This window comes from Thioalkalivibrio thiocyanodenitrificans ARhD 1 (assembly GCF_000378965.1).
In the GTDB taxonomy this organism is placed as follows: Bacteria; Pseudomonadota; Gammaproteobacteria; order Ectothiorhodospirales; family Ectothiorhodospiraceae; genus Thioalkalivibrio_A; species Thioalkalivibrio_A thiocyanodenitrificans.
The window spans coordinates 1,276,267-1,297,474 of sequence record NZ_KB900536.1 but is presented as its reverse complement, the minus strand read 5'-3'; the positions used below and the strand labels follow the sequence as shown (position 1 = coordinate 1,297,474).

The following is a 21,208-nucleotide window of genomic DNA, read 5'->3' as shown; positions in this document are numbered from 1 at the left end:
GGTGCCGTTGTCCAGAACGGGGTGGCTGCACAGGACCTGGCCGCCACAGCCACTGGCGGTCACGGCGGAAACATGGCCTTCGACATTCACGGGGATGCCCTTGACCTTGGTACCGGGGGCACATTCAGCGCGACCACCGGACGCGGCGGAAGCGCCGAAGTACGTCAGACCGCCGAGCAAGAGATCGGCGGTCACGGCAACGTGGCGATGATCAGTCAGGATGCCACGGCGCGCGGGGGGCAGGGGGGCTTGCTGAGCATGGACATCGGGCGTCATGCCGGCCTGTCCGTCAGTGAAGGCGGCGATATCCGTCTCGAGACCGGCGCCGGCGGCGGGGCCATGGTTACGCAGATTGCCCGGCAGGGACTCGATGGCGTGGACGACGCAGCGATGATCACGCAGGAGGCCAGGGCCGTCGGCGGCGGCGGTGGCCGTGTGGCTCTTAGACTGGAGGAGGGCGCTGCCGTCTCGGTGACCGGCGACAGCGCACTGATCATGCGTGGTGGCCATGGTGGAACCGCCTTCATTCGACAGAATACGCGGCAGGGTGCTGCCGGGGTTTCGACAAGCCGGGACGTCGCTCAGGGTCGGACAGGCGGTACTGCTGCTCTCGCCCTGGGCGCCGACGCCGCTGTGGCGGTGGAGGACGGCAGCCGCTTCACGGTCTCTGGCGGTCACGCCACCAGCGGAGTCCATGGCGGGACGGCCACCGTGGAGGTCGGCGCAGGCGCGGAGATCAGTGTCACCGGGGAGTCCGGACTGGGCATCGAGGCCACCGCAGGGCGTCACGGCAACGCCCGGCTTGCGCTGGGAGATGCGGCGTTCGTCGGGCTCAGGGATGGCAGCGCCCTGACCATCGCCGGTGCCGGCCCACAGTTGGGCCCGCCGCCCAACATCGACGGCAACAGCCTTGCGCTTGGCGACGAAGCCGCTTTGACGCTGGCGGACAGCCGGATGGACATCAGGTTCGACAGTCTCGATATTGGTACCGGCACGTGGCTTGGGCTGCAGTCCGCCGATGCCGACTTTCAGCGTGGTCAGGCAACCATTGAGGCACGTCGCGAAGGGGACCCGGCTCGGCTGAGGATCCAGGGCGATGGCGAAGCGGTCAACAGGGTGTCGGTGGATACGTCCCTGGTGCTCGGAGACGGCCTCGATACGGAGATCGTCCATGCGACGCTCCGTGTGGGTGACGATCTCGTTCTCCATGGCGACCTCGTCGGGGTCGGGGGCGCAATCGAGGTCGACAATCACTTCAGCATGTCGGCAGGCCATACCCATCTGACGGATACGACCGTGGAGACCGGCAGGCTGACCGTGGGTGACGGGCGGGAACTGGTGGTGCATGCCGGCGGGGGTGATCCGCTTCAGTGGTCGGTGAGGGATTTCCATGTGGTCGGTGGCAGCGGCGGCCTGCTGGACGTGGGCACGACGCGGCTCGATATCGGGGAGCAGGCGACCTTCCGGCTCGGCAGTGACGATGCGAGTGGCGGTGAACTGCGCACCAGTCTGTTCCTCGATGGCGAGGATGCGCTGGCCGTCGGCCGTATTACGGCCGACCGTGTGATCGTCGAGGCGGGAGCGGCGCTGAGCGTTCAGGCCGGCGAACTGGATAACCAGGCCATCTGGCAGGCGCTGGCGGAGGAAGGTGCGGAGATGCCGGTGATCGCCGGCGTCGAGGGCAGCGAGGTCGCGTTGCCGGAGACTTTCGAAGCGCCGGAATCGAGGCTGTTCTTCTTCGACCTGGAAGCGCGCGACCATGCGTTGGTGGTGCTGGGCGGCACCAGCAATGGCGCGGCGCAACTGATCGGGCAACTCGACCTCTCGCCGCCCGCACAGCCGGTTCTGGGGTCGTTGTTTGAGAATGCCGGCTGGTTCGGGCCAGGGGCCTTCCATGTACTGGATTCCGGCAGTGATGATGACCTCCGGTTGCTGGCCGAGCAGGTCACCGCCGACACCACCGGTGCCCGGCAGATGTCGGCCCTGCATGTGTATGGTCTGATGGGGCCCGCGCTTGATCGACGATTTCGCATCCTGGAGGCTGATCGCGAGAATGCCGGGTACGGCGACCTGCCGCGCCTGGCGTCCGTCGGTCATACGCCGGTTGTCACGGCGGACGTGCATGATGGTTCACTGGCAGGGGCCCGGGATGGTGCGTGGGCTCAGATCTTTGCCTCGCGCGCGGATCAGGGCCGCCGCGATGGCGTCAGCGGTTACGATATGGATACGTTCGGCCTGAGCGTTGGCGCGGACAGGTGGATAAATTCCGATGTGGTGCTGGGCCTTGCCTTTACCTACGGGAGCACGGATGTCGATTTCAAGGGTGATCGGCATGCCAACGACCTCGATGTCGACAGTTTTGTCGTAACGCACTATGGCGGGATGTTCCCGACCAACGAGGCGTGGTTTCTGCATTGGCAGGCCTCGCTTGGTCGCCATGAACATCGTGACACGCGATTTCTGGCGGGTCCCGGCGACCGTCAACGGGCCAGTTACAGCGGACACAGTCTCCACGGCCGGTTGACCGGCGGCTATGACATGCCTGTGGGCGAGACTGGCACGCTGACGCCGTTCACACGGCTGACTGCCTCCCATGTGAGCGTCAATTCGTTCCGGTTCGGTGGAGAGATCGAACGACGCGAGGATCCGGACAGCATCGCCCGCGTCGAGCCGGAGATCGGGGTTCGGATGGCCGGGGAGATGGCGGGCGGTGACAGCTCGACCCTGCGCCTGCGCGGCGGTGCGTCGGTGGGTTATGACCTTGTGCGTGACGAGAGTTCCGCGAATCTGACCTTCGTCGATTCCGCGGAACCGGTTCACATCCCGGGCGTGAAGCAGGCAGGTACCACAATCCGCGCGAATGCGGGTGTTGATCTGGTCAACCGGTCAGGACTGACGATTTCCGTCGACTATGCCGGTGCCTTCCGGTCCGACTTCAGGGACCACACCGCCGGTGTGCGCGCCCGTTACCGGTACTGAGGATTCCCCGGGCATCGCCCCTTCGCGGCTGACCGGGTCCGCATTCCGGCGGGCTGGCGGCCTGCCGGGCTGAGTGTGGTGAATCGGAACGCCGCCGTGGCGCCCGGGCGCCGATCGCCGGGTCTGCGCGAACCGATCCGACTCTCCCTTTCGGCCTGGTATCAGGTTGATGGGGCCGGTGTCATGTGTTGTGTGCGGTAGGGCCATGTCCCGGGCCGGAGCAGGACGGGCTGGTTTTGTTACCTGCCGGACCCAAAGCCGGTTATCCTGTGCGGGTCCGGGCGTTAACGCGCTGCAACGATCACCGAACCCGCCTTCCCGTCCATCTTGAATCCCATCTCCACACGTACCTGGCGACTGGCGGCCCTGGGTTATCTGGGGGTGGTGGTCTATCTTACGCTGCTGCCCTTTGATTTCAGCGTATCCATCAGCCTGTCTGACGCCTGGACGCGATATCAGAATATCCGCTTTGACGGCAGCGGCCCCCGGGCACGCCAGCAGTGGGCGTCCAACCTGCTCATGTTCGTGCCACTGGGGTTCTTCTGGGCGGCCTGGTGGCTGCATCGGGTGCGCAATCCCTGGCTGCACGTGATCGGCGCGCTGCCGGTGATGTTCTTCTGTCTGGCGGTGACGTCCACGGTGGAGTTCTTCCAGATGTGGATTCCCAACCGTGGTTCGTCGCTCACGGACATCAGTGCCAATGCGACAGGGGGCGTCGTGGGGGTGCTGGCCTGGCTGGTTTCGCGTATCCCGGCGGTGCGTGGATCGGCCAGGGGTCTCCTGCATCGGCGCAGCGGGCTCGGTGCGTGGGTGGCGGTCTACGTGGCCGCTTATGTGTTTGTCAGCCTGCTGCCCTTCGATCTTATCGTCTCGGCCCGGGAGTTGTCCGCCAAGCTTATCTCCCATCAATGGGGATGGGTAGCGGCGGCCGACGGCTGCTGGTGGGGGGTCCGCTGTGTGGCCATGCGCGGGCTGGAGGTGCTGCTGGTGGCGCCCCTGGGACTGTGGGTGGCCTATCGGCTTTCCGGCGGACCCATGCGGCGCCTGCTTGCCGCACTTGGCGCGGGTGCTGTCCTGGGTCTGTTGGTGGAGGTGGGGCAGATGCTCACCGTCTCCGGGATTGCCGAAGGAGCCTCGGTGGCGTTACGTGCTCTGGGTGCGGTGTTGGGGGCCTCGGTGTGGGTGCTGAGGGATCGTATCCCCTGGCGTGGCATCCACATGAATCTGCGCCCGCTGCTATTGGCGGCTCTGCCGATCTATCTGCTCGTGGTGGTATTGCTGGCGGTGAGCGGTGTCAGAGGGATCGATAACTGGGAGGCGGCCGTGGCGCAGTGGGAATCCATGCGCTGGCTGCCTTTCTACTACCACTACTTCGTGCCGGAGTCGGCGGCGATCCAGAGCGTATTGATGCACCTTGGCATGTATGCATTCCTGGGTCTGGGTCTGTGGCTGTGGGATCTGCGTGCCCATGGCGGGCCGCGGGTCAGGCGGTGGCTCCGGGCCGCCGGGGGAGCGGCATTGCTCGCCGTGATACTCGAGGCGAGCAAGCTGTTCATGGCGGGTCTGCGTCCGGACACGGCCGCGCCGATTCTGGCAGGATTGGCGGCCGGTACGCTCTACGCCGGGTTGTGGTGGTGGGTGGTCCCCGGCGCAGACACCCGGCCGGTTCCGGACGCCACCCGTGAAGCGGCGACCCGGGATGCGTGGCCGGCGGGATAAGGCGACGGTGGACGGCCCGCCGGCCGCCGGTTCGGGCGCGCATCGGTTGGCGCCGGTCAATGCCGTGTCAGGGTTTGATTCGCCGTTCCCAGTTCAATGAAGTGCGCACGATAATGTCCAGGTTGTCCAGTTCAGGCTTCCAGCCAAGCGTACGCCGGATGGCGTCGTTCATGGCGATCAACCGGGGCGGGTCCCCCGCACGGCGCGCCGCTTCGCGCAACGGGAGTTTTGCGCCCAGGGCCCGCTCCACCGCGGCGACCACCTCACGTACACTGAATCCGCGTCCGTAGCCTGCGTTGTAGGTGCCCGAGGGGCCGCCGTCGCGCAGGTAATCCAGTGCCCGCACGTGGGCAACGGCCAGGTCCGTCACGTGGATATAGTCGCGCACGCCGGTACCGTCCGGGGTGGGATAGTCGGTGCCGAAGATGGTCAACTCCGGGCGCTTCCCCAGCGCCACCTCGCAGGCCACCTTGATGAGCAAAGTGGCCTCCCGTGTGGATTGTCCGAGGCGCCCCTGCGGGTCCGAACCGGCCACGTTGAAATAGCGCAGCGCCACGTGGCGAAGTCCCGATGCGGCGGACAGGTCACGCAGCATCCATTCGCTCATGAGCTTGGACGCACCGTACGGGTTGAGGGGGGCGGCAGGCGCCTCTTCCCGGGCCAGTCCGTCCCCGCAGATGCCGTAGACCTGGGCGGAGGAAGAGAACACGAAGTGTTTCACCGCCGCATCGCGGCAGCATTCCAGCAGGGTGCGGGTGGCGCAGGTATTGTTGCGGTAATACTTGAGGGGGTCAGCTACCGACTCAGGGACTATGGTGTGGGCGGCGAAGTGCATCACCGTGTCGATGTCGTATGTCCTGATCAGTCCGGACACCAGCTCCCGGTCCGCCACGTCCCCCTGAACAAAGGTGCTGTTCAATACGGCATCCCGAAACCCCGTGGAGAGATTGTCCAGCACCACCACCTGCTCGCCGGCCTCCGACAGCATGAGGGCCACATGACTGCCGATGTAACCGGCACCACCGGTGACGAGAATTCCTCTCTGGTGCATCGGTTGCGTTCCTCAAGGGCGCTTGTACTTCAGATGCTACTGCCTCGTCCGACGGCGTAGTACTCAAAACCCATATCCTCCATTTGGCGCGGGTCGTAGAGGTTGCGGCCGTCGAAGATGACGGGGTGTCTCAACTCCTTGCGGATCAGCTCGAAATCGGGACTGCGGAACACGGTCCACTCGGTGACGATGGCCAGGGTGTCTGCTCCCTGCAGGGCCTCTTCCGGTGTTTCGCAGAGCACCAGATCGTCGCGCTCATCGTAGATCCGTCGGCATTCCTGTCCGGCCACCGGGTCGAAGGCCCGAACCCGGGCTCCGGCGTCCCACAGCGCTTCCATGAGCACCCGACTGGAGGCTTCGCGCATGTCGTCGGTATTGGGCTTGAAAGCCAGACCCCACAGCGCAACGGTGCACCCGGAGAGATTTCCGCCGAATCGGGCCGAGATCTTCTCGAACAGCCGGTGTTTCTGGCGATTGTTGACGGCTTCCACCGCCTCCAGCAGACGGGCCTCGTAGCCTACCTGGCGGGCGGTATGCTCAAGGGCCCGGACGTCCTTGGGAAAGCAGGAGCCTCCGTAGCCGCAGCCCGGGTAGATGAAGTGGTAGCCGATGCGCGGGTCAGCGCCGATGCCCTGGCGCACCTGCTCGATATCGGCACCCAGACGTTCGGCCAGATTGGACAGTTCGTTCATGAAGCTGATCTTGGTGGCGAGCATGGCGTTGGCGGCGTACTTGGTCAGTTCCGCGGAGCGCACGTCCATGCACAATACCCGGTCATGGCTGCGGTTGAAGGGGGCGTAGAGCGCACGCATGAGCTCGGCGGTCCGCGGGTTGTCGGTGCCAACCACCACCCGATCGGGCTTCATGAAGTCCTCGATGGCTGCCCCCTCCTTGAGGAACTCGGGATTGGATACCACGTCGAACTTCCCGTCGCCGTCACGGGCGGCGAGGGTCCCGCTGATGGTCTCCCGCACCCGGTCAGCAGTGCCCACGGGCACTGTGGACTTGGTCACCACGATGCGGTACTCGGACAAGTGCTCCGCGATGCAACGGGCCACGGTGAGCACATGAGTCAGATCGGCCGAGCCGTCCTCGCCCGGTGGGGTGCCCACCGCGATGATCTGGAACAGGCCGTGGCGCACCCCCTCGGCCGGGTCCGTGCCGAAGGACAGCCGGTCTGCCAGCATATTGTCCCTGACCATGTCCTCCAGACCGGGTTCGTAGATGGGAATGCGTCCCTGCCGGAGTCCCTCGATCTTGGCATGATTGATGTCCACACACAGAACATGGTTACCCACCTGGGCAAGGCAGGCCCCGGTGACCAGCCCCACGTAGCCGGATCCATAGATGGTCACTTTCATAACTGGCTGTCCCTGTTGATGTTTACTTGCCGCGGATGCACAGTTGCCCGCTGAGCCGGCCCGCCGGGCAGACCGGCCTGGTGACCAACGGGGATCGGCCGCCCCGGTTCCCTCTGGGTTAACCGTGCGGTGATGGCGCGCCGGGCGTGGGCCCGGCCATCGGCGGCGTGTGCGACAGCGCGAATGCTAACAGATGGCGGCCAGGCCTTCATTAAACTCCGGAGAGTCCCGCCCACCCCCCACAAGGCCCGATTCAGGTTGACACTATAGTACCCCTGGCGCACAATTGGCGGCTTTCGCTTTGGAGGGGTTCCCGAGCGGTCAAAGGGGGCAGACTGTAAATCTGCTGGCTCAGCCTTCGAAGGTTCGAATCCTTCCCCCTCCACCAAAGATTTCAGGGCCGCCGGACGTGTCGAAGCACGGGACGATCCGGCAGCCGAGCGCCGCGCAGAGCGCGGCGGCCCGTGGCGCATGTCTCCCGCGCCGGGCGTCGCCGGCGAGGCGGGGAGTGCAAGACGCGGGTGTAGTTCAATGGTAGAACCTCAGCCTTCCAAGCTGATGATGTGGGTTCGATTCCCATCACCCGCTCCATTGAACCGCGCAGTTGGTTGTTAAAGAGTTGAGAGTCGGCCCATATAGCTCAGTCGGTAGAGCACTTCCTTGGTAAGGAAGAGGTCACCGGTTCAAGTCCGGTTATGGGCTCCATAAGTTTTGGGATTTGGCCACAATCTAGAACGTCAACCGGGGTGTTAGACCATGTCCAAGGAAAAATTCGAGCGTAAGAAGCCGCATGTCAACGTAGGGACCATTGGTCACGTGGACCATGGCAAGACGACGCTGACGGCGGCGCTGACGGTGTGTCAGGCGAAGAAGTTTGGTGGTGAGTCTCGTGCCTACGACCAGATTGACAATGCCCCCGAGGAGCGTGCGCGCGGGATCACGATTGCCACGGCGCACGTGGAGTACGAGTCGGACACGCGCCACTATGCGCACGTGGACTGCCCGGGACATGCCGACTATGTGAAGAACATGATCACTGGTGCGGCGCAGATGGACGGAGCGATCCTGGTGGTATCGGCGGCTGATGGTCCGATGCCGCAGACGCGCGAGCACATTCTGCTGGCGCGCCAGGTGGGTGTTCCCTACATTGTGGTGTACATGAACAAGGCGGACATGGTGGACGATCCGGAGCTTCTGGAGCTGGTGGAGATGGAGGTTCGTGATCTGCTGTCGTCCTATGATTTCCCGGGTGATGATACGCCGATCATTGTGGGATCCGCGCTCAAGGCGCTGGAGGGCGACGAGTCCGAGATTGGCGCGCCCTCGATCGACAAGCTGATCGAGGCGCTGGACAGCTTTATTCCCGAGCCTGAGCGTGCGATTGACGGTGCGTTTTTGATGCCTGTGGAGGATGTGTTCTCGATCTCCGGTCGCGGCACGGTGGTGACGGGTCGAATCGAGCGCGGGATCGTGAAGGTGGGCGACGAGATCGAGATCGTGGGTATCCGGGATACGGTCAAGACGACGGTCACGGGTGTGGAGATGTTCCGCAAGCTGCTGGACCAGGGTCAGGCGGGAGACAACGTGGGTGTGCTGCTGCGCGGCACGAAGCGCGATGACGTGGAGCGTGGTCAGGTGCTGTGCAAGCCCGGTTCGATCACGCCGCACACGAAGTTTGAGGCGGAGGTGTATGTGCTGTCCAAGGAGGAGGGTGGTCGTCACACGCCGTTTTTCAACGGATATCGTCCGCAGTTTTATTTCCGCACCACGGACGTGACGGGTTCGGTGGACCTGCCGGAGGGTGTGGAGATGGTGATGCCGGGTGACAACGTGAAGATGACGGTGTCGCTGATCAACCCGATCGCCATGGAGGACGGTCTGCGTTTCGCGATCCGCGAAGGCGGCCGCACCGTGGGCGCCGGCGTTGTCGCCAAGATTATTGAATGACGTAAGGGGTCAGGCGTGAGGGGTGAGGTGTAAAAGCCACGCCTCACGCCTCACCGTATTTTTTCCAGGCCAGTAGCTCAATTGGCAGAGCAGCGGTCTCCAAAACCGCAGGTTGGGGGTTCGAGTCCCTCCTGGCCTGCCACTTCATCGGCATCGTGCTGAACGAAACAGGTCCATTCAGGTAACCCATGGCAAAGACGGACGAGATAGAGGGATCCGGGTTCGATACCATCAAGCTGGCCTTTGCGGTCGCTCTGCTGGTGCTGGGCGTGCTTGCCTTCTACTGGTATGCCGACGAGTCGCTGCTGTTCCGGGTGCTGGGCCTTCTGGCGGTGGCGATCGTGGCGGCAGGTATCGTGTTCACCACGGCCTTGGGGCAGTCCCTGGCCGGCTTTCTCCGGGAATCACGCACCGAGGTGCGCAAGATGGTATGGCCGACCCGGGCCGAGGCGACGCAGACCACGCTCATCGTCATCGTGGTGGTGATCCTGGTGGGCATATTCCTGTGGCTGCTCGATATGTTCCTCGCCTGGGGTGTGCGCATGTTCATCGGTACCGGAGGGTAAGGAATACACATGGCTTTGCGTTGGTATGTGGTGCACGCCTACTCGGGCTTCGAGAATCACGTGAAGCGCTCCCTGCAGGAGCGTATTGAGCGTTTTGGTATGCAGGACAAGTTCGGCGAGATCCTGGTGCCTACCGAGGAAGTCGTCGAGATGCGTGAGGGACAGAAACGCAAGAGTGAGCGAAAGTTCTTTCCCGGCTATGTGCTGGTGCAGATGGAGATGGACGACGAGACCTGGCACCTCGTCAAGGATGTCCCCAAGGTGCTCGGCTTCATCGGCGCTTCCGCGGACAAGCCGTCCCCCATCAGTGACAAGGAGGCCGACACCATACTGCAGCGCATGCAGGAAGGTGCCGAGAAGCCGCGGCCGAAGGTCCTGTTCGAGCCCGGCGAGGTGGTGCGGGTGACCGATGGACCGTTCAACGACTTCAATGGCGTTGTCGAGGAAGTGAATTACGACAAGAACCGCCTGCTGGTGGCGGTGCAGATTTTCGGCCGATCCACGCCGGTGGAACTCGAGTTCCACCAGGTGGAGAAGGCTTAAAGGCGGTAGCAAGTGGCAAGTGGCTAGTCTCAAGGGGTTCCCTTGCCACTAGCCACTTGAGACTTGCCACTGATTTACAGGGGAGCCTCGCGGCGCTTGTACCCACACTAGGAGTTTGTAATGGCAAAGAAAATCGACGCTTACATCAAGCTGCAGGTCAAGGCCGGTCAGGCCAACCCGAGCCCGCCGGTCGGTCCGGCGCTGGGTCAGCGCGGTGTCAACATCATGGAATTCTGCAAGGCCTTCAATGCCCAGACCCAGGGTGTCGAGCCGGGTCTGCCGATTCCGGTGGTGATTACCGTGTATACGGACCGTAGTTTCACCTTCATCACCAAGACTCCGCCGGCCTCCATCCTGCTGAAGAAGGCCGCCGGCATCACTTCCGGTTCTGCCACACCCAACACCAACAAGGTGGGTACGGTCACCCGGGAGCAGCTCGAAGAGATCGCCAGAACGAAGCAGCCGGACCTGACTGCGGCGGATATGGATGCGGCGGTGCGCACCATCGCCGGCAGCGCCCGCAGCATGGGCCTTGAAGTGGAGGGTGTCTGACATGGCAAAGCTGAGCAAGCGCATGCGGGCCATTCGCGAGAAAGTGGAACCCGGCAAGCTGTATCCGGTGACCGAGGCCCTGCAGATCCTCAAGGATCTCTCCTCGGTGAAGTTCGCGGAGTCTGTTGATGTGAGCGTCAACCTGGGCGTGGATCCGCGCAAGTCCGATCAGGTGGTGCGCGGTTCCACCGTGCTGCCCAACGGCACCGGTAAGACCGTGCGCGTGGCGGTGTTCACCCAGGGCGCCAACGCCGATGCGGCGAAAGAGGCCGGTGCCGACATCGTCGGCATGGATGATCTGGCGGAAGAGGTGAAGAAGGGCAACATGGATTTCGACGTGGTCATCGCTACCCCGGATGCCATGCGCGTGGTGGGTCAGCTGGGTCAGATTCTGGGTCCCCGCGGGCTGATGCCGAATCCCAAGGTGGGCACGGTGACCACCGATGTGGCCACTGCCGTGAAGAACGCCAAGTCCGGCCAGGTGCGCTACCGCACCGACAAGGCCGGCATCATCCACTGCACCATCGGCAACGTGGGTTTCCAGCCGGAGGCGCTGGCGGAGAACCTTAACGCGCTGCTGGCCGACCTGCAGAAGGCCAAGCCTTCCGCGGCCAAGGGCATCTACATGAAGAAGGTGACCGTCTCCACCACCATGGGGCCGGGCATCAGTGTGGATCAGGCCAGTTTGTAGTTTATTGACGCGGGTGCTTGTTGATTGCGCCCGCAACAGTTTGGGTAGGACTGCCGGCGGGGTTCCGATCCTTCCGGCAGCCGTCCAAGACCGCAGGTGCCGGGAAACGATCCCGGCTTAATGGGCTTCCGGCCTGCGCAGACGGTGTCACCCGATTCAGGACTTCCTGCAGAGGGGCGCCGTAAGGTGACCGGACCGATTTCAGGTCCGGTCGGTTGACTCAGCGGCGGTGGCGTTTCGGCCCCGTCGTCAAACAGGAGGTAGGTATCGTGGCACTGAATCTCGAAGACAAGAAGCAAATTGTCTCCGAAGTCGCCGCGGTGGCTGCGAGTGCTTATTCCGCGGTTGCTGCAGAGTATCGCGGACTCACCGTCAGTGAGATGACCGAGCTGCGCGCCAGGGCGCGTGACACCGGCGTCTATCTGAGGGTGGTGAAGAATTCCCTGGCCCGCCGCGCGGTGGAAGGGACCGATTTCGCCTGCATGCAGGAAGGATTCGTGGGGCCGCTGGTCCTCGCCTTCTCGCAGGAAGATCCCGGTGCCGCCGCGCGTCTGGTGAAGGATTTCGCCAAGGAGCACAGCAAGCTGGAGGTCAAGCTGGTGTCCGTGAGTGGACAGCTTCTCGGCCCCGGCGAGCTGGAACGGTTGGCGAGCCTGCCGACCCGTGACCAGGCCATCAGCATGCTGATGGCTGTGATGAGGGCCCCGCTCGACAAGTTCGCGCGCACCCTCAACGAGGTTCCGGGCAAGCTGGTTCGTACCGTCGCCGCCATTCGCGATCAGAAGCAGGCGAGCGCCTGACGGCTGCCGCATTATTTGAATCGGGTAATACCCATTAGGAGAGCATCATGGCTGTTTCGAAAGAAGACATTCTGGAAACCATTTCCAACATGACCGTGCTGGAGGTCGTTGACCTGATCTCCGCCATGGAAGAGAAGTTCGGCGTGTCCGCGGCCGCCGCCGTGGCCGCCGCGCCCGTGGCCGGCGCCGCCGGTGGCGAGGCTGCCGCCGAGGCCAAGGACGAGTTCGACGTGGTGATGACCAGCTTCGGCGCCAACAAGGTTGGCGTGATCAAGGTGGTGCGCGGCATCACCGGTCTGGGCCTGAAGGAAGCCAAGGATATGGTCGAGGGTGCCCCTTCCACCGTGAAGGAAGGCGCCAACAAGGAAGAGGCCGAGAAGATCAAGAAGGAGCTGGAGGAAGCCGGGGCCAGCGTCGAACTCAAGTAATTGGTCAGTAATTGTTTCGCGAGACATTCGCGTGACGTTTGGAGGCTGGCGGTGTTTTCACCGCCGGCCTCTTCCTGCTTGCACCGACGCTCGTCCCCGCGAGCGGCCGTGCACCGGATTCTAGTGTGAGGAATCACAATGGCTTACAGCTACACCGAAAAGAAACGCATTCGCAAGGATTTCGGCAAACGCCCCCAGATCCTGGATGTCCCTTACCTGTTGACCACCCAGCTGGAGTCGTACAGCCAGTTCCTTCAGGCCGAGCGTGCCGAGGATGATCGTCAGGACGTGGGATTGCACGCGGCGTTCAAGACGGTGTTCCCGATTGTAAGCTATTCCGGAACCGTTGAGCTCGAGTATGTGAGCTACCGGCTGGGCAAGCCGGTGTTTGACGTCAAAGAGTGCCAGCTTCGCGGCCTGACCTATGCCGCGCCGCTGCGCGTGCTGCTGCGCCTTGTCATTTACGACAAGGATGCCCCTGCCGGTTCCCGTCCGGTCAAGGACATCAAGGAGCAGGAGGTCTACATGGGCGAACTCCCGCTCATGACCGAGAACGGCACCTTCGTCATCAACGGCACCGAGCGTGTCATCGTTTCCCAGCTGCACCGCTCGCCCGGCGTGTTCTTCGACCATGACAAGGGCAAGACCCACAGCTCGGGAAAGCTGTTGTTCAATGCCCGCGTGATTCCCTACCGGGGGTCATGGCTGGATTTCGAGTTCGACCCGAAGGACTCCATCTTCGTGCGCATCGACCGCCGCCGCAAGCTGCCGGCGACGGTGCTGCTGCGCGCCCTGGGCATGGAGACCGAGGAGATCCTCGACACCTTCTTTGAGACAACAGGCGTAAAGTTCACCAAAGACGGGTTCGACATGGAGCTGATCCCCGAGCGCCTGCGCGGTGAAGTGGCCGCCTTTGATTTCAAGATCAAGAACAAGATCGTTGTGGAAAGCGGTCGGCGCATTACGGCCCGCCACGTGCGCGAGTTGGAGGCCGCCGGCATCAAGTCCATTGACGTGCCGGCCGAGTACCTGGTTGGCAAGATGCTGGCCCACAATGTTGTGGATACCGACAGCGGTGAGCTGGTCGCCAATGCCAACGACGAGCTGTCCGAGGAGTTGCTGAAGAAGATCCGTGCCGCGGGAATCAAATCGTTCCGCACGCTCTACACCAATGACCTGGACCACGGGCCTTACATCTCCTCGACCCTGAATATTGATCCCACCCGGTCCCAGCTTGAGGCCCAGGTGGAGATCTACCGCATGATGCGTCCCGGTGAGCCGCCCACCAAGGAGGCGGCCGAGAATCTGTTCAACAACCTCTTTTTCACCGAGGACCGTTACGACCTCTCCGCGGTGGGCCGCATGAAGTTCAACCGCCGGGTGGGCCGCGAGGAGATCACGGGTTCCGGCGTGCTGGACCAGGATGACATCCTGGCGGTGCTGAAGACGCTGATCGATATCCGCAACGGCAACGGGCAGGTGGACGACATCGACCATCTGGGCAACCGCCGTATCCGCTCCGTGGGCGAAATGGCGGAGAATGTATTCCGCGTGGGCCTGGTGCGTGTCGAACGTGCTGTGAAGGAGCGCCTGAGTGTGGCCGAGAGCGAGGGCCTGATGCCCCAGGAACTGATCAACGCCAAGCCCGTGGCTGCGGCGGTGAAGGAGTTCTTCGGCTCCAGCCAGTTGTCGCAGTTCATGGATCAGAACAACCCGCTCTCCGAGGTAACTCACAAGCGCCGTATCTCGGCACTGGGTCCCGGCGGTCTGACCCGTGAACGGGCCGGTTTCGAGGTGCGCGATGTACACCCGACCCACTATGGCCGTGTCTGCCCCATCGAGACGCCGGAAGGTCCGAACATCGGTCTCATCAACTCGCTGGCGGTGTATGCGCGCACCAACGAATACGGTTTCCTTGAAACCCCTTACCGGCGTGTGCACAACGGCAAAGTGACCGACGAGATCGTGTACCTGTCGGCCATCGAGGAAGGCCAGTACGTCATCGCACAGGCCAACGCGAGCCTCGATCCCAAGGGCAGGCTGGTGGATGCGCTGGTGTCGTGCCGCCATGCCAATGAGTTCACCATGTCCACCCCGGACAAGATCGAGTTCATGGATATCTCGCCCAAGCAGATCGTGTCTGTGGCCGCCGCGCTGATTCCCTTCCTGGAGCACGACGACGCCAACCGTGCGCTGATGGGCTCGAACATGCAGCGCCAGGCCGTGCCCTGCCTGCGCGCCGAAACCGCCGTGGTGGGTACCGGTATTGAGCGCACCGTGGCCATTGACTCGGGCTCCTCGATCGTGGCCCGTCGCGGCGGCGTGGTGGACTCCGTGGACGCGGCCCGCATCGTGGTTCGTGTCAACGACGACGAGACCGAGCCCGGCGAACCCGGCGTGGACATCTACAACCTGACCAAGTACACCCGGTCCAACCAGAACACCTGCATCAATCAGCGTCCGCTGGTGAATGTGGGCGATGAGCTGGCCAGGGGTGACGTGCTGGCCGACGGTTCCTCCACTGATCTGGGCGAACTGGCCCTGGGGCAGAACATGATGGTCGCGTTCATGCCCTGGAACGGCTACAACTTCGAGGACTCGATCCTCATCTCCGAGCGGGTGGTGCAGGAAGACCGCTTCACCTCCATCCACATCGAGGAACTCACCTGCGTCGCCCGTGACACCAAGCTTGGTTCCGAGGAGATCAGCGCGGATATCCCCAACGTCTCCGAGAGCCTGCTCTCCAAACTGGACGAGTCGGGCATCGTATACGTGGGCGCCGAGGTCAAGCCCAACGATATCCTCGTTGGCAAGGTCACGCCCAAGGGCGAGACCCAGCTCACCCCGGAGGAGAAGCTGCTGCGCGCCATCTTCGGCGAGAAGGCCTCCGACGTGAAGGATACCTCGCTTCGGGTCCCCTCCGGCATGGAAGGCACCGTGATCGATGTGCGGGTGTTCACCCGGGACGGCGTGGAGAAGGACAAGCGGGCGCTGCAGATCGAGGAGGCGGCGCTGGCCGCGGTGCGCAAGGACCTGAAGGATCAGCTTCGCATCTACGAGGATGATATCTACGACCGCGTGGAGAAGCTGCTGGTGGGCAAGCTGGCCGCCGGCGGTCCCAACAGGCTCAAGGACGGCACCAAGGTGACGAAGACCTACCTCACCGAAGTGCCCCGCGAGAAGTGGTTCGAGGTACGCATGCGTACCGAGGATGTCAATGAGCAGATCGAGCGGATGGCCGCGCAGCTCAAGGAGCAGCAGGAGGCGTTCGAGACCCGCTTCAAGGAACAGAAGGAGAAGCTCACCGCCGGTGATGACCTCGCCCCGGGCGTGCTGAAGATGGTCAAGGTCTACCTGGCCGTGAAGCGTCGCATGCAGCCTGGTGACAAGATGGCCGGCCGCCACGGCAACAAGGGTGTGGTCTCCATGATCGTGCCCGTGGAAGACATGCCTTATCTGGACGACGGCACCCCCGTGGACATCGTGCTGAACCCGCTCGGCGTACCATCACGCATGAACGTGGGCCAGGTGCTCGAGACCCATCTGGGCTGGGCCGCCAAGGGCCTGGGGCAGAAGATCGCCCGCATGGTCGAGGCCAAGGCGAAGCTCGACGAACTTCGCAAGTTCCTGGACAAGATCTACAACCACCGTGACCGGAAGGTGGATCTCTCCGGGTTCTCCGATGAGGAGATCCTGAGGTTGTGCGCCAATCTGGAGAAGGGTGTGCCCATGGCGACGCCTGTGTTCGACGGCGCCGAGGAAGACGAGATCAAGGCCATGCTCAAGCTCGCTGATCTGCCTGAGACGGGGCAGACCACACTCTTCGACGGGCGAACCGGCGATGCCTTCGACCGTCCCGTGACCGTGGGCTACATGCACATGCTCAAGCTCAACCACCTGGTGGATGACAAGATGCATGCCCGTTCCACCGGACCGTACAGTCTGGTCACGCAGCAGCCGTTGGGCGGCAAGGCGCAGTTCGGCGGCCAGCGGTTCGGCGAGATGGAGGTCTGGGCGCTGGAGGCCTACGGTGCGGCGTACACGCTGCAGGAGATGCTCACGGTCAAGTCCGACGATGTGCAGGGCCGCAACAAGATGTACAAGAACATCGTCGACGGCGATCACCGGATGGAGGCGAACATCCCCGAGTCCTTCAATGTGCTCATGAAGGAGATCCGGTCGCTGGCCATCAATATCGAGCTGGAACAGGACTAACAGTAGGGGCAGTACTGGGGCCGGCGATCCCGGCCCCGATCTGCAAACCGTACCGCGCCTACCGAATTGAGGTGATTACATGAAAGACCTTCTCAATCTCTTGAAGCAGCAGGGCCACGTGGAAGAGTTCGATGCCATCCGCATCGGGCTGTCCTCGCCCGAGCTGATCCGCTCCTGGTCCTTCGGTGAGGTGAAAAAGCCCGAAACCATCAATTACCGTACCTTCAAGCCTGAGCGTGACGGTCTCTTCTGCGCCAAGATCTTCGGCCCGATCAAGGACTACGAGTGCCTGTGCGGCAAGTACAAGCGACTCAAGCACCGTGGCGTGGTGTGCGAGAAGTGCGGCGTGGAGGTGACTCAGACCAAGGTGCGCCGGGAGCGCATGGGCCACATCGAGCTGGCCAGCCCCGTGGCCCACATCTGGTTCTTGAAGAGCCTGCCCTCGCGCATCGGCCTGTTGCTGGACATGACGCTGCGTGACATCGAACGCGTGCTCTACTTTGAGGCCTTCGTGGTGATCGATCCTGGCCTGACCACGCTCGAGCGGGGTCAGCTGCTCACCGACGAGCAGTATCTGGAGGCCATCGAGGAGCACGGGGATGAGTTCGACGCCCGCATGGGGGCCGAGGCGGTCTACGAACTGCTGATTTCCATCGATCTTCAGAGCGAGGCGGCCAGGCTGCGTACGGAGGTCAACGAGACCAGTTCCGAGACCAAGATCAAGCGTATCGCCAAGCGCCTGAAGCTGATCGAATCCTTCCTGGATTCCGGCAACAAGCCCGAGTGGATGATCCTCAAGGTCCTGCCCGTGCTGCCCCCGGACCTGCGTCCGCTGGTGCCGCTCGACGGTGGCCGGTTCGCGACCTCGGACCTGAACGATCTCTACCGCCGGGTGATCAACCGCAACAACCGCCTGAAGCGCCTGCTGGAGCTCAACGCCCCGGACATCATCGTGCGTAACGAGAAGCGCATGCTGCAGGAGTCCGTGGACGCGCTGTTGGACAACGGGCGCCGTGGCCGGGCTATCACCGGCACCAACAAGCGCCCGCTCAAGTCGCTTGCCGACATGATCAAGGGCAAGCAGGGCCGTTTCCGCCAGAACCTGCTGGGCAAGCGCGTGGACTACTCCGGCCGTTCCGTGATCGTGGTGGGCCCGACCCTGCGCCTGCATCAGTGCGGCCTGCCCAAGAAGATGGCGCTGGAGCTGTTCAAGCCGTTTATCTTCGGCAAGCTGCACCGCCGGGGCCTGGCGACCACCATCAAGGCCGCCAAGAAGCTGGTGGAGCGGGAGGGCCCGGAAGTGTGGGATATCCTGGACGAGGTGATCCGCGAGCATCCGGTGATGCTCAACCGCGCGCCCACCCTGCACCGGTTGGGTATCCAGGCCTTCGAGCCGGTGCTCATCGAGGGCAAGGCCATCCAGCTGCACCCGCTGGTGTGCGCCGCCTTCAACGCCGACTTCGACGGTGACCAGATGGCCGTACACGTGCCTCTCTCCCTGGAGGCGCAGCTGGAAGCCCGTGCGTTGATGATGTCCACCAACAACATCCTCTCCCCGGCCCATGGTGATCCCATCATCGTGCCTTCGCAGGACATTGTGTTGGGGCTTTACTACATGTCGCGGGAACGGGTGAACGCCCGGGGCGAAGGCATGCACTTCGCCGACGTAGAGGAAGTTCACCGTGCCTATGAATCCGGTCAGGTGGAGCTGCATGCCCGGGTCGAGGTGCGCATTCGTGAAGTGACTCCGAACGATGAGGGAGAACTGAGCGAAAGCTTCATCCGGGTGAAGACCACCGTGGGCCGCGCCTTGCTCTCGCAGATCCTGCCCGCCGGCCTTCCCTTCGAGTTGGTCAATCGCGATCTCAACAAGAAGGCCATCTCCGGGCTCATCAATGCCTGCTACCGGCGCGTGGGTCTCAAGGAGACGGTGGTGTTTGCCGACCAGCTCATGTACACGGGCTTCAAGTATTCCACCCGTGCGGGCGTTTCCTTCGGCATCAACGACATGGTGATCCCCGAGGAGAAGACCGGAATCCTCACAAATGCGGAAGGCCAGGTGAAGGAGATCGAGGATCAGTACGCCTCGGGCCTTGTGACCAAGGGGGAGCGCTACAACAAGGTGGTGGATATCTGGTCGCACACCAATGACCAGGTGGCCAAGGCCATGATGGACAAGCTGGGCAAGGACGAGGTGGTGGATGCCGAGGGCAACACCGTCAAGCAGCCGTCTTTCAACTCCATCTTCATGATGGCCGATTCCGGTGCCCGAGGCTCCGCTGCCCAGATCCGTCAGTTGGCCGGTATGCGCGGGCTGATGGCCAAGCCGGACGGTTCCATCATCGAGACTCCCATCACGGCCAACTTCCGTGAGGGGCTTAACGTGCTGCAGTACTTCATCTCTACCCACGGCGCGCGCAAGGGGCTGGCGGACACGGCGCTCAAGACAGCCAACTCCGGTTATCTCACCCGCCGTCTGGTGGACGTGGCCCAGGACCTGGTGGTGACCGAGGTTGATTGCGGCACCGACAAGGGTATCGTTCTGAAGCCTATCATCGAGGGCGGTGACGTGGTGGAGCCGCTGCGCGAGCGTGTGCTTGGCCGCGTATTGGCCCAGGACATCATCATGGCCGATGGTTCCAGTCTGTTGCCCGCCGGCACCCTGCTGGACGAGGACGCAGTCGACCTCATGGAGGCGTCCGGCGTGGACGAGGTGGTGGTCCGTTCCGCCATCTCCTGCGCGACCCGCTACGGCATCTGCTCCATGTGCTACGGCCGTGACCTTGCCCGCGGGCATCAGGTCAATGACGGCGAGGCGGTCGGCGTGATTGCCGCGCAGTCCATCGGCGAGCCCGGCACCCAGCTGACCATGCGCACCTTCCACATCGGGGGTGCCGCCAGTCGGTCGGTGGCCATCAGCGCCATCTCCGCCCGGGCCAAGGGCATCATCCGTCTGCACAACATCAAGACGGTGCCCAACAAGCAGGGCAACCTCGTGGCCGTGTCCCGTTCCGGCGAGCTGGGTGTCGTCGATGACCAGGGCCGTGAACGTGAACGATACAAGGTGCCTTATGGTGCAGTGATCTCGGTCAACGACGGTGACACCGTGGAGTCCGGGCAGGAGGTGGCCACCTGGGATCCGCACACCCACCCGATCATCACCGAGGTGGCCGGGCGCATCCAGCTGAACGACTTCATCGAGGGTGTGACCGTCAACAAGCAGGTGGACGAGATCACCGGGCTTTCCTCGACCGTGGTCATGGATCCCAAGTCCCGCGGGTCCGCCGGCAAGGACCTGCGTCCCACGGTCCGTCTGGTGGACGAAAAGGGCAAGGACCTCAAGCTGGCCGGCACCGACATCCCGGCTCACTACGCATTGCCCGCGGGGGCCATCATGAGTCTGGAAGACGGCGCCACCGTGGCGGTTGGCGACGTGGTGGCCCGTATCCCCCAGGAGTCCTCGAAGACCCGCGATATCACCGGCGGTCTGCCCCGGGTGGCCGATCTTTTCGAGGCCCGCAAGCCCAAGGAACCCGCCATCCTGGCCGAGCGTACCGGCACGGTCAGCTTCGGCAAGGACACCAAGGGCAAGCAGCGCCTGGTGATCACCGACGACCAGGGCGATACCCACGAGGAGCTGATCCCCAAGTGGCGGCACGTGAACGTCTTCGAGGGCGAGCACGTGGAGAAGGGCGAGGTGATCGCCGATGGCGAGCCGAATCCCCACGATATCCTGCGCCTGCTGGGCGTCACCCCGCTGGCCGAGTACATGGTCAAGGAGATCCAGGACGTTTACCGCCTGCAGGGTGTCAAGATCAACGACAAGCACATCGAGGTGATCTGCCGCCAGATGCTGCGCAAGGTGGAGATCACCGATCCGGGCGACACCCGGTTCCTGACCGGCGAGCAGGTGGACCGCGCCAGGGTCATGGAAGAGCACGAGCGCCTGGGTCCCGACAAGGAACAGGCCAGGTACGAGCGGGTGCTGCTGGGCATCACCAAGGCATCGCTCGTGACCGAATCCTTTATCTCCGCGGCCTCCTTCCAGGAGACCACCCGGGTGCTGACCGAGTCCGCCACCCGCGGGGCCCGGGATGACCTGCGGGGCCTGAAGGAAAACGTCATTGTGGGCCGGCTGATCCCGGCAGGTACCGGCCTGGCATACCACAAGGAGCGGCGCCGCAAGCGCCACGGGGGCGATTTCTCCATGATGGTGCAGGATGTCCCCGAGCTCGCGGAGGCCCCCGCCGACGCGGAAACCGGTACACCGGCCGAGTAGTGCTGTAAAGGCGGGCCGCCGTTTAGCTTGACAGCGGACGGCCCTGTTCCCTAAACTTTCGCACCCTCGACAGGCCG

General features: G+C 63.4%; 13 protein-coding genes and 4 tRNA genes. 15 read left to right on the top strand and 2 right to left on the bottom strand.

The window, feature by feature from the left end; translation table 11 throughout:
* Window positions 1–72: 72 nt before the first annotated feature.
* Entirely contained in the window at window positions 73–2,979 is a 2,907-nt protein-coding gene (locus THITHI_RS20760) for an autotransporter outer membrane beta-barrel domain-containing protein (protein WP_018232194.1), read from the top strand.
* A 327-nt stretch (window positions 2,980–3,306) separates the two neighbouring features.
* Window positions 3,307–4,698 (top strand): VanZ family protein, encoded by a 1,392-nt coding sequence (locus tag THITHI_RS0106105; protein WP_018232193.1) that lies wholly within the window; start codon window positions 3,307–3,309, stop codon window positions 4,696–4,698.
* 67 nt (window positions 4,699–4,765) lie between these two features.
* Here the strand turns inward: THITHI_RS0106105 and galE are convergent, their stop codons facing one another.
* Window positions 4,766–5,749, bottom strand: a complete 984-nt coding sequence (galE, locus tag THITHI_RS0106100; protein ID WP_018232192.1) for a UDP-glucose 4-epimerase GalE — start codon at window positions 5,747–5,749, stop codon at window positions 4,766–4,768.
* 29 nt (window positions 5,750–5,778) lie between these two features.
* Complete coding sequence (locus THITHI_RS0106095) at window positions 5,779–7,110, bottom strand: UDP-glucose dehydrogenase family protein (RefSeq protein WP_018232191.1); 1,332 nt, start codon at window positions 7,108–7,110, stop codon at window positions 5,779–5,781.
* 303 nt (window positions 7,111–7,413) lie between these two features.
* Between THITHI_RS0106095 and THITHI_RS0106090 the strand changes: the two genes are divergently transcribed.
* The 13 genes from THITHI_RS0106090 to rpoC all read left to right on the top strand — a co-directional run bounded on the left by THITHI_RS0106090 (window position 7,414) and on the right by rpoC (window position 21,131).
* Window positions 7,414–7,498, top strand: a tRNA-Tyr gene (locus tag THITHI_RS0106090).
* 129 nt (window positions 7,499–7,627) lie between these two features.
* Window positions 7,628–7,701, top strand: a tRNA-Gly gene (locus THITHI_RS0106085).
* Window positions 7,702–7,739: 38 nt separating this feature from the next.
* Window positions 7,740–7,815: transfer RNA gene (locus THITHI_RS0106080), tRNA-Thr, on the top strand.
* Window positions 7,816–7,866: 51 nt separating this feature from the next.
* Complete coding sequence (gene tuf / locus THITHI_RS0106075; RefSeq protein WP_018232180.1) at window positions 7,867–9,057, top strand: elongation factor Tu; 1,191 nt, start codon at window positions 7,867–7,869, stop codon at window positions 9,055–9,057.
* 66 nt (window positions 9,058–9,123) lie between these two features.
* Window positions 9,124–9,199: transfer RNA gene (locus tag THITHI_RS0106070), tRNA-Trp, on the top strand.
* A 46-nt stretch (window positions 9,200–9,245) separates the two neighbouring features.
* Window positions 9,246–9,623, top strand: coding sequence for a preprotein translocase subunit SecE (gene secE, locus THITHI_RS0106065; RefSeq protein ID WP_018232190.1), 378 nt, complete (start codon window positions 9,246–9,248; stop codon window positions 9,621–9,623).
* Window positions 9,624–9,632: 9 nt separating this feature from the next.
* Window positions 9,633–10,166, top strand: coding sequence for a transcription termination/antitermination protein NusG (gene nusG / locus THITHI_RS0106060; protein WP_018232189.1), 534 nt, complete (start codon window positions 9,633–9,635; stop codon window positions 10,164–10,166).
* Between the two features lie 120 nt (window positions 10,167–10,286).
* On the top strand, window positions 10,287–10,718 hold the full coding sequence (gene rplK, locus THITHI_RS0106055) for a 50S ribosomal protein L11 (protein ID WP_018232188.1): 432 nt from the start codon (window positions 10,287–10,289) through the stop codon (window positions 10,716–10,718).
* A gap of 1 nt (window position 10,719) precedes the next feature.
* Window positions 10,720–11,409, top strand: coding sequence for a 50S ribosomal protein L1 (gene rplA / locus THITHI_RS0106050; RefSeq protein WP_018232187.1), 690 nt, complete (start codon window positions 10,720–10,722; stop codon window positions 11,407–11,409).
* 275 nt (window positions 11,410–11,684) lie between these two features.
* Entirely contained in the window at window positions 11,685–12,209 is a 525-nt protein-coding gene (gene rplJ, locus THITHI_RS0106045; RefSeq protein WP_026186102.1) for a 50S ribosomal protein L10, read from the top strand.
* A 47-nt stretch (window positions 12,210–12,256) separates the two neighbouring features.
* Window positions 12,257–12,637 carry a 50S ribosomal protein L7/L12 gene (rplL, locus tag THITHI_RS0106040; RefSeq protein WP_018232185.1) on the top strand — a complete coding sequence of 127 codons (381 nt, stop codon included), beginning with the start codon at window positions 12,257–12,259 and terminating at the stop codon, window positions 12,635–12,637.
* 138 nt (window positions 12,638–12,775) lie between these two features.
* The gene (gene rpoB / locus THITHI_RS0106035) at window positions 12,776–16,852 is read left to right on the top strand and encodes a DNA-directed RNA polymerase subunit beta (protein ID WP_018232184.1); all 4,077 of its coding nucleotides are present in this window, start codon (window positions 12,776–12,778) and stop codon (window positions 16,850–16,852) included.
* Between the two features lie 79 nt (window positions 16,853–16,931).
* Window positions 16,932–21,131, top strand: coding sequence for a DNA-directed RNA polymerase subunit beta' (gene rpoC, locus THITHI_RS0106030; protein WP_018232183.1), 4,200 nt, complete (start codon window positions 16,932–16,934; stop codon window positions 21,129–21,131).
* Window positions 21,132–21,208: the final 77 nt, after the last annotated feature.

Bases quoted from the DNA above. Each gene is read 5' to 3' on its own strand.
- THITHI_RS20760 (WP_018232194.1), top strand. From the start codon at position 73: ATGGCCTTCGACATTCACGGGGATGCCCTTGACCTTGGTACCGGGGGC.
- galE (WP_018232192.1), bottom strand. From the start codon at position 5,749: ATGCACCAGAGAGGAATTCTCGTCACCGGTGGTGCCGGTTACATCGGC.
- THITHI_RS0106095 (WP_018232191.1), bottom strand. From the start codon at position 7,110: ATGAAAGTGACCATCTATGGATCCGGCTACGTGGGGCTGGTCACCGGG.
- tuf (WP_018232180.1), top strand. From the start codon at position 7,867: ATGTCCAAGGAAAAATTCGAGCGTAAGAAGCCGCATGTCAACGTAGGG.
- secE (WP_018232190.1), top strand. From the start codon at position 9,246: ATGGCAAAGACGGACGAGATAGAGGGATCCGGGTTCGATACCATCAAG.
- nusG (WP_018232189.1), top strand. From the start codon at position 9,633: ATGGCTTTGCGTTGGTATGTGGTGCACGCCTACTCGGGCTTCGAGAAT.
- rplK (WP_018232188.1), top strand. From the start codon at position 10,287: ATGGCAAAGAAAATCGACGCTTACATCAAGCTGCAGGTCAAGGCCGGT.
- rplA (WP_018232187.1), top strand. From the start codon at position 10,720: ATGGCAAAGCTGAGCAAGCGCATGCGGGCCATTCGCGAGAAAGTGGAA.
- rplL (WP_018232185.1), top strand. From the start codon at position 12,257: ATGGCTGTTTCGAAAGAAGACATTCTGGAAACCATTTCCAACATGACC.
- rpoB (WP_018232184.1), top strand. From the start codon at position 12,776: ATGGCTTACAGCTACACCGAAAAGAAACGCATTCGCAAGGATTTCGGC.
- rpoC (WP_018232183.1), top strand. From the start codon at position 16,932: ATGAAAGACCTTCTCAATCTCTTGAAGCAGCAGGGCCACGTGGAAGAG.